At 63.3% G+C, this 11972-nt stretch carries 12 protein-coding genes; 6 read left to right on the top strand and 6 right to left on the bottom strand.

The window, feature by feature from the left end:
• A complete protein-coding gene (map, locus tag HMPREF2678_RS06835) occupies window positions 1–870 on the top strand; it encodes a type I methionyl aminopeptidase (protein WP_070551551.1) in 870 nt (289 codons plus the stop codon).
• Window positions 871–895: 25 nt separating this feature from the next.
• Window positions 896–1447: a carboxymuconolactone decarboxylase family protein gene (locus HMPREF2678_RS06830; RefSeq protein WP_070551548.1), complete on the top strand. Its 552-nt coding sequence runs from the start codon at window positions 896–898 to the stop codon at window positions 1445–1447.
• Here HMPREF2678_RS06830 and HMPREF2678_RS06825 read toward each other — a convergent pair.
• Window positions 1444–2595 (bottom strand): HNH endonuclease signature motif containing protein, encoded by a 1152-nt coding sequence (locus HMPREF2678_RS06825; RefSeq protein WP_070551545.1) that lies wholly within the window; start codon window positions 2593–2595, stop codon window positions 1444–1446. The genes HMPREF2678_RS06830 and HMPREF2678_RS06825 overlap by 4 nt on opposite strands.
• Before the next feature lie 214 nt (window positions 2596–2809).
• Between HMPREF2678_RS06825 and HMPREF2678_RS06820 the strand changes: the two genes are divergently transcribed.
• On the top strand, window positions 2810–3181 hold the full coding sequence (locus tag HMPREF2678_RS06820; protein ID WP_070551541.1) for a GntR family transcriptional regulator: 372 nt from the start codon (window positions 2810–2812) through the stop codon (window positions 3179–3181).
• Between the two features lie 10 nt (window positions 3182–3191).
• Complete coding sequence (locus tag HMPREF2678_RS06815) at window positions 3192–4271, top strand: DUF5808 domain-containing protein (RefSeq protein ID WP_070551538.1); 1080 nt, start codon at window positions 3192–3194, stop codon at window positions 4269–4271.
• Here HMPREF2678_RS06815 and HMPREF2678_RS06810 read toward each other — a convergent pair.
• From HMPREF2678_RS06810 to HMPREF2678_RS06800, 3 genes are read right to left on the bottom strand one after another with little or no spacing between them, the layout of a single operon-like run.
• A complete protein-coding gene (locus HMPREF2678_RS06810; RefSeq protein ID WP_034970580.1) occupies window positions 4263–5102 on the bottom strand; it encodes an SDR family oxidoreductase in 840 nt (279 codons plus the stop codon). The two genes, HMPREF2678_RS06815 and HMPREF2678_RS06810, sit on opposite strands and share 9 nt — an antisense overlap.
• An 18-nt stretch (window positions 5103–5120) precedes the next feature.
• Window positions 5121–6533: a mycothione reductase gene (mtr, locus tag HMPREF2678_RS06805; protein ID WP_070551535.1), complete on the bottom strand. Its 1413-nt coding sequence runs from the start codon at window positions 6531–6533 to the stop codon at window positions 5121–5123.
• Entirely contained in the window at window positions 6484–7527 is a 1044-nt protein-coding gene (locus HMPREF2678_RS06800; protein WP_070551532.1) for an alpha/beta hydrolase, read from the bottom strand. Before HMPREF2678_RS06800 ends, mtr begins: the two co-directional genes overlap by 50 nt.
• Before the next feature lie 114 nt (window positions 7528–7641).
• Here HMPREF2678_RS06800 and mqo point away from each other — a divergent pair, with 114 nt between their 5' ends.
• A complete protein-coding gene (gene mqo, locus HMPREF2678_RS06795; protein WP_083303432.1) occupies window positions 7642–9114 on the top strand; it encodes a malate dehydrogenase (quinone) in 1473 nt (490 codons plus the stop codon).
• On the opposite strand, the gene HMPREF2678_RS06790 is transcribed toward mqo, so the two are convergent.
• Complete coding sequence (locus HMPREF2678_RS06790; RefSeq protein WP_070551525.1) at window positions 9111–10481, bottom strand: protein adenylyltransferase SelO family protein; 1371 nt, start codon at window positions 10479–10481, stop codon at window positions 9111–9113. The two genes, mqo and HMPREF2678_RS06790, sit on opposite strands and share 4 nt — an antisense overlap.
• Here HMPREF2678_RS06790 and cobA point away from each other — a divergent pair.
• Window positions 10480–11211 (top strand): uroporphyrinogen-III C-methyltransferase, encoded by a 732-nt coding sequence (gene cobA, locus HMPREF2678_RS06785; protein WP_083303431.1) that lies wholly within the window; start codon window positions 10480–10482, stop codon window positions 11209–11211. The two genes, HMPREF2678_RS06790 and cobA, sit on opposite strands and share 2 nt — an antisense overlap.
• On the opposite strand, the gene yaaA is transcribed toward cobA, so the two are convergent.
• Complete coding sequence (yaaA, locus tag HMPREF2678_RS06780; RefSeq protein WP_070551519.1) at window positions 11208–11933, bottom strand: peroxide stress protein YaaA; 726 nt, start codon at window positions 11931–11933, stop codon at window positions 11208–11210. The two genes, cobA and yaaA, sit on opposite strands and share 4 nt — an antisense overlap.
• Window positions 11934–11972 lie beyond the last annotated feature (39 nt).

Raw genomic sequence — 11972 nt, 5'->3', positions numbered from 1 at the left:
ATGACTCGAGCACCATTGACCCCCGGTAACCCCACGCCCATCCGTAACGTCCCGGCCAACATCGAAAGGCCAGAGTACGCCTGGAAGGACAGCGTGCAGGAGAACATCGGCGAGCCGTGGGTGCAGACGCCTGAGACTATCGAAAAGATGCGTGAAGCTAGCCGCATCGCCGCCGACGCACTGCAAGCCGCCGGGGCTGCCGTCGCCCCCGGTGTGACCACCGACGAAATTGACCGGGTGGCGCACGAATACATGTGCGACCACGGCGCGTACCCCTCCACCCTCGGCTACCGGCACTTCCCGAAGTCCTGCTGCGTGAGCCTCAACGAGATCATCTGCCACGGCATCCCCGACAGCACCGTTATCCAGGACGGCGACATCGTCAACATCGACGTCACCGCCTACAAGAACGGCGTGCACGGCGATACCAACGCGACCTTCCTAGCCGGCGACGTCTCCGAAGAACACCGCCTGCTAGTCGAACGCACCGAGAAGGCCATGTGGCGGGGCATCAAGGCCGTCAAGCCGGGCCGCCAGATCAACATCATCGGCCGCGTGATTGAGAGCTACGCCAAGCGCTTCGGCTACAACGTCGTGGAGGACTTCACCGGCCACGGCGTTGGTCCGACCTTCCACAACGGCCTTGTTGTGCTGCACTACGATCGCCCGACCATGTACACCGACCTGCTGGAACCGGGCATGACCCTGACCATCGAGCCGATGATCAACCTCGGCGGCCTCGACTACGAGGTCTGGGACGACGACTGGACCGTCCAGACCAAGGACCGCCAGTGGACCGCGCAGTTCGAGCACACCCTCGTCGTTACCGAGGACGGCTACGAGGTTCTCACGATTCCCAGCGATTCCTAGCCCGACCGACTAACCTCCCAGAAGTATGGGAGACAAAACTACACCTCTGGGGCCCGGCCCTGTACCGCGCAAGCAGCACCTGCGCCGCCTCGGCCCATTCGGCGCCTTCGCCACGCGCATCGGGGCCCGCGTAACCAAGAAAAAGAACCTCGGAGTGTTCGCCACCATCGGCCGCGCCCCGCGGTTGTTCTTTTTCTGGCTGCTGTACGGCGGCTCGATGATGCCCTTCGGTTACCTTTCGCGCGTCGAAACCGAAATGATCATCCTCCGCGTCGCCTACCTGCGCGGCAGCGCCTACGAAGCCGACCAGCACCGTGCCCTCGCCGCACGGGTTGGGGTTAAACGTATTGACGCCCTATTCCAGCCCGACCACGGCTTCACCGGCCGTCACGGCACCTTGCTGGACGCCGCTGAGCAGCTAGTCCGCGACCGTGGACTGACCGCCGACATGGCCCAGCGCGTGCGGGATCTGCTGAGCGAGCGGGAGCAGGTTGCGTTCGTCATGCTAGTCACCAACTACGACGGTCTGGCCACGGCGCTGGACGTCATGGGAGTCCCAGTCGACGAGCCGCGCTAGGCTGCCCGTCGACGATTCTCCGCTCGCTGGGCGAAGGTTTCCCGGCCCAGTGGCCCGTTGGGAGCCGTCATCACCGTGTGCCCGTCGCCGTGGCTCGTCCAGGTCTCGTTGCCGTCGGGATGGATGGTGACGTCCCAGGATCCAGTCGTCTTCGCGTTGTGGTGCTTGGCGCACAGGCAATGCAGGTTTGACGTCGCCGTTGGCCCTCCTGCCTGCGGGTTTTCATGGTTATAGCGCTGCACGTGGTCCAGCTGGCACTTGTGTGCGGGCACCGAACATCCCGGGAAGCGGCAGGTTCCGTCGCGCCCCTCCACGCTGGCCCGCACCAGAGGTGTGGGGGAGTAGCCCTCGTTGCTTGCGGCACCGGGGAACTGGACGTGCGTAACGCGATCTTTCCATCTCTGCGTGGCCTTTGAGCTGACCCAGCCACCCGCGGCCCAGATGGGGGCGTCTGGCTGATCCGTACTCTGATACAGGTTTAGCGTGATGTCCGCCGTGGTCTGCCTGCGCACCAGGCGCATCAGGGCTTCGGCGCGAGAGCAAGAACTGTTTTTGACCACGTTATTGAGCGTTCGTTGGAGCTCTAACCCTTCGAGTTTGGGCAGCGTCAAGAAGAAAACAGTGGTGGTGTCGGGGCGATCGTCGATGTCGAGGCGCGCGGAGGAACCCGTGTCCGTATCCTTCGACTCCTCCGGCAGGGCCTGGGGATCGTGCTTGCGGATCACTTGCTCGATGCGACTGCGAATGGTGGCCCGGGCAAGCATGGCCTGGTTGGGGACGGTGGGGGAGATCGCCTGAAAAATTTTTTCCTCGAAAATTTCGGGCACGTCCATCTTGACGGGGCTGAGGCACTCGGCCATGCATCGCAGCAGGTCAAGCGAGTAGGCGCCGGTACGGGCGAGTTCGAGGATGGTGGGGAAGCGGCGGAACATGTGGCCGATCTCTACCAGGGTGAGTGCGCGGTATTCCGTCAGGCCGAGGCGCACGGCCAGGCGGGTGGATACGTCGATGACGCACTCGTCCATCTCGGGCGTGCAGGCCACGGCGAGGTTTACGTGCCCGCGGTTTACTTCGCACGCTGCGGCGCTTAGTGGATCGTTTGGGTCGGTGATGCGCCAGCAGGGTGTGGTGGTGGAATGCTCGAACATGGTCTTTCCTCTTTTGCCTGTTCGGAGGTGGTTTTATGGTGTAGCCAAAAATTTTTCCGGCTTGTGCGTGCAGTATATAAACCGACCCGGACAACCCCCTTGCGTAGAAGCTAGAAAAATCGAACATCGGGCATTGAGATCTTTTTGTGTTGCTCATGGCGATACAGTTTGTGTTACTATCTGTAATACAGATTCTGAAGGAGGTTCTCGTCCCATGTATCTCATCGTGGAGCCCGACTCGCCCGTGCCGATCGCTCAACAGATCCACGACGGAATCGTGGCGGGGATTATCTCCGGCGAACTGCAAGACGGACAACCCTTGCCTTCGGTGAGGCGGTTGGCGGTGGAATATGGCGTCAATCCCGCAACAGTCAAGAAGGCATACGACCAGCTACAAGAAGACGGGCTAGTGCTCACGGCGGCGCGATCGGGCACCGTGATTACGCGGCCTAAGCGGCCTAGCGCGCAACAGCGCGAACGGCTGCGCGAGGATCTGCGGGCCACGGTGTGGCGGGCGCTCGCGCAAGGCTTCAAGACAGATGACATTTGCGCGACGGTTGACGACCTCGCGGTGAAGTGGGAATAGGAGAACCATCATGATTGCATTCGATCCATTCCTTGCAGGAGTGTTCTGCGTGACAGCACTGCTTGTAGGGCTGATCCTGGTGTGCACGCCGAAGCTGTCGTCGCCGGGAGTACGGTTGGGCGTGCGCGTGCCGGAGACACATTGGGGCGACGATGTGGTGCGGCGACAAGAGGGTACGTTCCTTAAACGCCAGGTTGCGGCGACTGTGGTCTCTGCGCTGCTCGCGATACCGGCCGCTGTGGTGCCAGTAGTTGGCGCAGTGCTGACCCTCGTGCCGGTGGGTTTCTTTATGTGGAATCTCAACCAGGCCGGGAAGCCAATACGCGAGGCCAAGCAGCGGGAAGGCTGGTTCGACGGCGTGCGTACGGTCGTGGCCGGGGAGATCACGCCGGTAGAGGACACATCTCCGCAACGTGCATGGGCCTTCACCTGGGCAGCGCTGGCTGTGCTCGCCGTCGCGGCCGGGTACGTGGCCGCGCGGTGGGGTGATATTCCCGAGCGCTTCGCCACTCACTTCGGCAGTGGTTTCGAACCGGATAGCTGGGATAGCAAATCTGTGGGTTCGGTGTTCTTCCCGACGTTCTTTGGTGTGGGAATGGTGCTGCTTTTTGCGCTGATTACGGTCGCATTGTTGCGCGTTAGCGTGCCGGCCCGAGCGGATACGTCGCTGCGGGGGAAGGTTTCGCAGAAGATTGTTTGGCGTCATACGGCGATGTGGCTGGCGGTGATGAACGTTGCGGTGGCCATCTTGCTCGCTAGCCTGCAGGTTGTGACCGTGCTGCACACGGACTGGGTGGCTCCGGCCATAATCGGTTCGCTCGTGCTCGTGTTTGCGGTTTGTCTGGCCATGGTCGTGGCTCTGGCGAGGAAGCAGTCCGCGCTAGCGAACACGAGCGGCGAGGGGCGGGACAACGACGAGCACTACAAGTGGGGCATGTTCTACTACAACCCGGAGGATCCGGCCGTGATGGTCGACAAGCGCTTCGGGGTTGGCATGGACTTCAACTACGCCCACTGGCAGGGCAAGGTGTTCCTCGCTTTTATTGCGCTCGTGTTGCTCGCCTCGATCTCGTTGCCGTTCTTACTTTGACGCCCATCGGAACCCAGCGTTAAGCGCCTTCATCGCTCCCTTGTAGGCCCAGGGGGCGTTAACTTGTGCCCAGCGGGCCACTGGGATGTCGGGGCTGGTGTTGATGAGGTACTTGCCCTTGTCCACGCCCTTCAAAATTTTTTGAGCCGCCTTGGCGGGAGTGACCGCGTGGCCCTGGAACAGGGCCGTTGCCTTCTGTATGCGCTTCTTGGAGCGATCCACGCCGTGGATGTCAATGGTGCGTACCAGGGGAGTGTCCACCGCGCCGGGGGCAACGGCGTGCACGTCCACGCCGTAAGGGGCCAGGTCGAAGCGCAGCACCTCGCACATGCCAAGTACACCACCCTTGGAGGCGGAATACGCCGCGTGCCACGGCAGCCCGATGATGCCGGCGGCGGAGGAGACGAACACGAATTTCCGGCGATCGCGGCGGCGCCGTCGAACCGGCTGGCTCTCCATGAGCTTCGGCGCGAAGGCCTCCACCATGTGCACGGAACCCATCAGGTTCACATCGATCACGCGCTGCCACTTTTCGTGGGGCATCTGGCGCACATCACCCCAGATGGCGATGCCGGCCACGTGGTGCACCTGATCCGGGGCACCGTGGGTAGCGACCACGTCGTCCGCCCACGCCTTCACCGCTTCCACGTCGGTGACGTCGACGGTGCGCTGGTCAGCGACGGTGCCGCCGCGGGAGGTGATGTCGTTGGCAGTGGTGGCCAGGCCTTCCTCGTCGCGGTCGCTGATGGCCACTGCATAGCCACGTTCGGCCAGTTGCAGTGCCACCTCCCGGCCGATACCTGAGGCTGCTCCGGTGACTACTGCAAGCATGGCGAAAAGGCTCCTTCGTTAGTTTTCGAGATCTAACCCCAGCAGGGCGTTCTCGACCAATTCTGTCAGAGCAGGGTGGGGCCAATACTGCTTTTCGGCGAAATCCCGGGCATTGATGCCGAAGGCCATGGCGGTGACGAAGCACTGAATCAGCGAGCTGGCCTCCGGGCCGATGATGTGCGCGCCGAGAATCTCGCCGGTGCTGCGGTCTGCAATGACCTTGCAGAAACCAGTGGTGTCTTCCATTGCCCAGCCGTAGGCCACGTCGCCGTACTTTTGGATCTTTACGGCGATGGGGCGGTCAGTCGCGCGGGCTTCGGCCTCGGTCATACCCACCACGCCGATCTGCGGGTGCGTGAACACACCGCTGGGCACCACGTCGTGGTTAAACTTCCGCAGGTCATCGGGGTGCGCCAGGTTGTGCGACACCACGCGTGCCTCGGCGTTGGCGACGTGCTTGAGCTCGAAGTCGTTGCACGCATCGCCTAGCGCCCACACGCCGTCGGCGCTGGTGCGACCGTATTCGTCGACCTCAATTCGGTCGTTTTCTTTGGTGTTGACGCCACCCTTTTCACAGTCCAACGTGTCCGAATTGTTGACCCGCCCCATCGCGACCAACACCTCCTGGCCAGTGACGGTCGTTCCATCGTCGAGGGTGAGGCAGATCTGCCCGTCGGCGGTTTCTTGTGCGGCGGTGATGGTACGCCCCAGGTGGTTGGTCCACTGTTGCTTGGCTTGGGTGGTGAAGGCTTCGGAGATGTCGGCGTCCAACTTCCGCAATAGCTTGTCCGAGCGATTGATGAGCGTGACCTGCGTGCCGAGGCCAGAGAACATCGCGGCGAACTCCACGGCGACGATGCCGCCGCCGACGACGATGAGGGACTCGGGCAGTTCATCGAGGCGCATGATGTCCTCGTTGGTGCGGTAGCGCACGTCGGCGAGGGTGGGGTGGATGCGCGGGCGGCCGCCGGTGGCGAGCACGATGTTGGTGCCGGTGATGGTGGGGCCGTCGTCGATCTGGAGGGTGCGGGGGCCGACGAAGCGGGCAGTGCCTTCGAAGAGGGTGATGTTCGGGGTCTCGTCACCCGCGCGGTAGGCGGCGCCGCTTTCGCTGATGGGATCGATGCGATCTGCGAAGACGCGGCGTTGGATGCCCTTCCAATCGACGTCTTTGAGCTCGCCGGTGAGGCTGAGGCGGGAGGCCTCGGAAAAACTGCGGGCGACGTCGGCGGTGTGGACGAACATCTTGGTCGGGATGCAGCCCACGTTGATGCAGGTTCCGCCGAAGGTGCCCTTTTCCACGATGGCGATCTTCTGATGCTCGTTGGCGGGGCTGGGTAGGGAGTTGCCGGACCCGGTGCCGACGATGATGAGGTCGAAATCAGGCACGGTGGATCTTCCTTTCTTTGAAAACGTCGCTAAGCCACTCATCGGTGGCGGCGAAGGCGCGGTTGCGGACTTGGGGACGGGACAGGAAAACGTCGTGCAGCGCGCCCTCGATGACGATAGTGGTGGACAGTGAGGAGGCGTTGGAAGCCTGCTGCCACATCTGGCTGGGCATGAGGATCAGGTCGGCGTTGTAGGACTGGCGGGAGAGGCGCTTGGAGAAGTGGTGGGTGTGGCTGGTGAGGATCAGCGTGGGCACGCCCGTATCTCCCTTGCCGGAGTGCAGGCGGCGGATCTCGCGAGCCACGCCCAGGAGCCACTGCAGATATTTGGGGCGCGGCTCCAGAGGCTTGAGGCGCAGGTTGTAGCTCCACTCGCCAGCTTCGGTGACGTGCAGGGATTGGCCATAGACCGGGTTGATTCCGCCGGGCAGCAGCATGTTGGGCTTCAGTTTGTGAACGATCGGCAGAACGCGATTAATGACGAAGCGGACGGCCGGGTTGAACTGCAGGCCAAACCACGGGGAGTTCAAGACGATAGCGGCGATGGAACTGTGGAGGGGGGAGTTGGCGTCAAAAAGGCGATGAGCCCACATCGTGACGTCCAACCCGCCGGTCGAGTGCCCCACAGGAACCACCGCACCGTGGGCGGCGGCGAGCAACGACGTGGCGGTGGTGAGGTCGACGTCGTAAAGAGACTGGTCGCTGACGTGGTGCCAGGTCTGGCCCTCGCGCCAGGAACGACCGCACTTGCGAAGGTCGAGGCCGTAAACGGCATAGCCGCGGTCGTGGAAATGGCGGGCGACGTGATCCTGGAAGAAATAGTCGGTCATTCCGTGGACGAAAAGCATGGCGGGGCGGGCGAAAAAGGAATCGTCCGGCACGGTGGGGCAGTAACGCACCAGAGTGCAACGAATGGGGGACTCGCCGTCCGGATCGTCGCCCAACTCGAGGAAGCAGTGGCCGAAGCCTTCGCCCAGCTCATCGGGCAAAAAATCGAGGTCGGCGGCGGAAGAAGGGAGCGCGGAACTGTTTGACATGCCCTCATGCTAGCGCCACGTGGGGCGAAATAGCGTTGAAACATAGAGCTACAGGCGTAGAGTAAATGTGAAGCAATAAAGATCTGACTTTTCCTCCGAAGGAATGAATACATAGTGGCAAACAAAGATTCTGTGGATGTAGCACTAGTCGGCGCTGGTGTTATTTCCAGCACCCTGTCCGTCATGCTCAAGGAGCTGCAGCCAGACTGGAGCCAGGTGATCATCGAGCGTCTGGACACCCCGGGTGCGGAATCCTCCGATCCGTGGAACAACGCAGGCACCGGTCACTCCGCACTGTGCGAGCTGAACTACACCCCCGAGGTCAACGGAAAGATCGACATTTCCAAGGCCGTCGGTGTGAACGAGAAGTTCCAGGTCTCCCGCCAGTTCTGGAGCTACCTGGTGGAACAGAACGTGCTGGGCGACCCGTCCGAGTTCATCAACAAGGTGCCGCACGTCTCCTTTGCCCAGGGCATGGATCAGGTCGACTACCTGAAGGCCCGCTACGAGGCGCTGAAGGATCACCCGCTGTTCCCGAACATGCAGTACAGCGACTCCGACGAGAAGTTCGCCGAGTTCCTGCCGCTGATGGCTCGCGGTCGTGACTTCAACAACCCGGTCGCGATCTCCTGGTTCGACGACGGAACGGACATCAACTACGGCGCCCTGACCCGCCAGTACCTGGATGCCGTGACCGCGAAGGGCGTTGAGGTTCGCTACGGCAACGAGGTCAAGAACATCGACCGCGACGGCTCGAAGTGGAAGATCACGACTAAGAACCTGCACACGGGCGACACCTCCGTGATCACCGCCAACTTCGTCTTCGTCGGCGCGGGCGGAATGGCTCTGCCGCTGCTGCAGAAGTCCGGCATCCCGGAGATCAAGGGCTACGGTGGCTTCCCGGTCTCCGGCCAGTGGCTGCGCTGCACCAACCAGGAGCTGGTGGAGCAGCACCAGGCGAAGGTCTACGGCAAGGCTTCCGTCGGCGCCCCGCCGATGTCTGTCCCGCACCTGGATACCCGCGTGATCGACGGCAAGAAGGGCCTGCTGTTCGGCCCCTACGCCGGTTGGACCCCGAAGTTCCTGAAGAAGGGCAGCTACCTGGATCTGGTCAAGTCCCTGCGCCTGGGCAACATCCCGTCCTACCTGGGTGTTGGTGTGCAGGAGATGGGCCTGACGAAGTACCTCATCGAAGAGGTGCTGAAGGACCAGGCAGCCCGCGTGGAATCCCTGCGCGAGTACATGCCGGAAGCCCGTGCCGAGGATTGGGAGCTGGTCACCGCTGGCCAGCGCGTGCAGGTCATCAAGCCGATCGGCGCCCCGAAGTTCGGCTCCCTGGAGTTCGGCACCGCGCTAATCAACTCCAACGACGGCACCATCGCCGGCCTGATGGGTGCTTCCCCGGGTGCGTCCATTGCACCGTCCGCAATGCTCGAGGTCCTGGAGCGCTGCTTCGGCAACCGCATCGCCGACTGGGCTCCGAAGCTGAAGGAAATGATTCCTTCCTACGGCACCCGCCTGTCCAAGGACTCCAACCTGTTTAACGAGCAGTGGGATCGCTCCCAGAAGGCTCTGAAGCTGGTCTAGGTTCCGCAATACGTCGTGAACTCGGCCTCCGCGCGCGGCACCGCCGCATGGAGGCCGAGTTTTTCGTATTTGTCGTCCCACTCGTAGGGATTGCGCAGCGCCTCAAGGGTTAGCAGGTAGCGGCCGATGTCTCCCTGTTCGGCCTCCGCAAGCGCCGCCTGTAGGCCGTGGTTTCGCGGCAGATAGATCGGATTGTGGGGCTGTGGATCCAGCGCCGACCAGTGCTCGGTCCACTCCGCGGCGCCAGGAATTCCTTCGAGGCCCGGCGGGACCTTGCCCGGGGTGAGTCCCGCCAGCAGCGCGTTGTAATCGGGCGCCGCGACCTCCAACAAACCCAAGAGCTGCTCCGCGCAACCTTCCGCCCCCAACGCTGCTGCCATCGCTTTGTCCCACGCCGCGCCGTACTGCGGCTGGTAGCGCTGTAGCCGTTCTGTAAATTTTTTGACGCCCTCATCGACCAGCGGCACGAGCGCCTCAGCCAGGCGCGCAAGGTTCCACATCATCACGGCGGGCTGCTGGGCGTAGGCGTAGCGGCCACGGGTGTCGATGGAGCTATAAACAGTGTCCGTGGCGAAATAGTCCATGAATGCGCACGGGCCGTAGTCGATCGTCTCGCCGGAAATCGCCACGTTGTCGGTGTTCATCACACCGTGGATAAAGCCGAAGCGCATCCAGTTGGCGACGAGTTCGGCTTGGCGGGCGACTGTGGCGTCAAAAAGATCGAAGGGTGAGGAGCCAGCGGGGAAGTGGCGGGCCAGGGCGTAACGGGTGAGGCGGTCGGTGACGGACGGGCCCAAAAGCGCGGCGTATTGAAAAGTGCCGATGCGGATGTGGGAACTGGCGACGCGCACTCCGATCGCGCCCGGGTGGAGGCGCCTGCGGGGAACGGTGCCGCCCGTGGTCAGGACGGCTAGGGAGCGGGCGGTGGGGACGCTGAGTGCGTGGAGGGACTCGGCGAAGGCGAACTCCTTGAGGGCGGCGTCGAGGGGGTAGTGTCCGTCGCCGCCTCGGGAGAAGGGCGTGCGACCGGTGCCTTTGGCGTGGATGTCCCAGTTCTTGCCGTGGGGATCCGTGTGCTCGGACAGCAGTAGGGCGCGGCCGTCGCCCATGCGCGGGTTGAACTGGCCGAACTGGTGGCCAGCGTAGCCCAGCGCGACACAATCGCCCTGGCCGGTCAGGAAGTCTATGCCCGCGGGGCTGCGGAGCCATTCGGGGTCCAGGCCCAGCTCGGTGGCGAGGGGTTCGTTGAGGACCAGCACCTGCGGGTCTGGGAAAACCTCGCCGGTGGCGGGGAGCGCGAGTTCCGGGAATTCTTCGGCGAAGGTATTCATGGTGCTGACCATTGTAGGGGTAGGCTGTGAACCCATGAGTGAGACAGGCAAAGTAGTGCTGATCGGCGGCGGACCAGGCGCATGGGATCTGATTACGGTGCGGGGCATGCGCGCGCTGCAGGCGGCCGACGTGATCCTGACGGATCACCTGGGGCCGACGAGCGAGCTACACAAGCTGTGCGACGTGGAGGCCAAGGAGGTCATCGATGTGGCCAAACTGCCTTACTCGAAGCAGGTCAGCCAGGAGCGGACCAACGAGCTGCTGATCGAACACGCCCGGGCGGGGAAGAACGTCGCCCGGCTGAAAGGCGGGGATCCGTTTGTGTTCGGGCGGGGGTTTGAGGAAGTGCAGGCGTGTGCTGCAAGTGGCGTGCCCTGCGAGGTGATCCCGGGCGTGACCAGCGCGGTGAGCGTTCCCGCGGCAGTTGGGGTGCCAGTGACCCAGAGGGGAATGGTGCACGCGTTCACCGTGGTCTCCGGCCACGTGGAGCCAAACGACCCGCGCAGCCTGGTGGATTGGCGGGCTTTAGCAGCATCGGGGGCCACGCTATGCGTGATCATGGGCGTGCGCAACGTCGCCGCCATCGCCGCGGAGCTGCAGGCCGGAGGGCTGAGCGCAGACACCCCGGCGGCGATCATTCAGGAGGGCACCACGGAGCAGCAGCGCTCCTTCCGGTGCACGCTGGGCACGCTGGCGGAAACATTCGAAGTCAACGGGGTGACCTCGCCCGTGGTGTACGTCATCGGGGACGTCGCGGGACTCTAGACGACCAGGGTGAGCTCGGCGGAGTTTAGCTCCACCGTGAATCCGGCGGCGCGGGCGATGTCCGCGACCTCGGCGGCAGTGGTGCCGGTGGGGTTCTGCGCCAACGCGCGGGCCAGCAGACCCTTATAGTGCTTGTTGAAGTGGCTGACGACCTTGCGACTGCCGTCCGGGCGCACGGATTCCACCCGCACAGTCACCGCAGTCTTGAGCTTGCCGAGCTGCTGATAAGCACCGGATCGCATGTCGACCACCAGGCCGTGTTCTGCCTCCGCCCGCTGGAGTGCCTCGGTGATGGCGGAGCCCCAGCGCTTCTTCATGGTGGTGCCGGGGGTCAATTTGGTGCCGCCTGACAGGCGGTAATGGGGGATCGGGTCCCCGCCCATGACTAGGCCAAACAGTGCTGAACCGATGGCTAGGTGGTGCGTAGTGGCGTCCGAAAGAGAAGACACATCGAGCGCATCGTAGAGCACGCCCGTGTAACGGTGCAGGGCAGGCAACGTCGGGGCGGTGTGGAGGACTTGGTTGGCCTCGACCTCGCTGCGTAGCTTCTCGGACAGGCCCAGGACCTGCATGGCGGCATCCGGATCGTCGGTGCACAAGGCCACCAGGTCGCGGGCGATGTCCTCGCGGATGGGGTCGAGTTCCGGGAAGTGCAGCGGTGCACCGGCAGGCAGGGAACCGCCGGGGGCCTTGGTCTCGGATGGGGGAAGCACGATCAGCATTCCCACAGACTAGCTAAAACCCCTACCGAACGACACAAG

The organism is Corynebacterium sp. HMSC058E07 (assembly GCF_001809885.1).
Taxonomy (GTDB): Bacteria; Actinomycetota; Actinomycetes; order Mycobacteriales; family Mycobacteriaceae; genus Corynebacterium; species Corynebacterium macclintockiae.
This window is presented reverse-complemented; position numbering and strand designations above follow the sequence as displayed.

What these genes read in the sequence shown, in the direction of transcription:
- map (WP_070551551.1), top strand. Translation starts at nt 1, where the DNA reads ATGACTCGAGCACCATTGACCCCCGGTAACCCCACGCCCATCCGTAAC.
- HMPREF2678_RS06830 (WP_070551548.1), top strand. Translation starts at nt 896, where the DNA reads ATGGGAGACAAAACTACACCTCTGGGGCCCGGCCCTGTACCGCGCAAG.
- HMPREF2678_RS06825 (WP_070551545.1), bottom strand. Translation starts at nt 2,595, where the DNA reads ATGTTCGAGCATTCCACCACCACACCCTGCTGGCGCATCACCGACCCA.
- HMPREF2678_RS06820 (WP_070551541.1), top strand. Translation starts at nt 2,810, where the DNA reads ATGTATCTCATCGTGGAGCCCGACTCGCCCGTGCCGATCGCTCAACAG.
- HMPREF2678_RS06815 (WP_070551538.1), top strand. Translation starts at nt 3,192, where the DNA reads ATGATTGCATTCGATCCATTCCTTGCAGGAGTGTTCTGCGTGACAGCA.
- HMPREF2678_RS06810 (WP_034970580.1), bottom strand. Translation starts at nt 5,102, where the DNA reads ATGCTTGCAGTAGTCACCGGAGCAGCCTCAGGTATCGGCCGGGAGGTG.
- mtr (WP_070551535.1), bottom strand. Translation starts at nt 6,533, where the DNA reads ATGAGTGGCTTAGCGACGTTTTCAAAGAAAGGAAGATCCACCGTGCCT.
- HMPREF2678_RS06800 (WP_070551532.1), bottom strand. Translation starts at nt 7,527, where the DNA reads ATGTCAAACAGTTCCGCGCTCCCTTCTTCCGCCGCCGACCTCGATTTT.
- cobA (WP_083303431.1), top strand. Translation starts at nt 10,480, where the DNA reads ATGAGTGAGACAGGCAAAGTAGTGCTGATCGGCGGCGGACCAGGCGCA.
- HMPREF2678_RS06790 (WP_070551525.1), bottom strand. Translation starts at nt 10,481, where the DNA reads ATGGGTTCACAGCCTACCCCTACAATGGTCAGCACCATGAATACCTTC.
- yaaA (WP_070551519.1), bottom strand. Translation starts at nt 11,933, where the DNA reads ATGCTGATCGTGCTTCCCCCATCCGAGACCAAGGCCCCCGGCGGTTCC.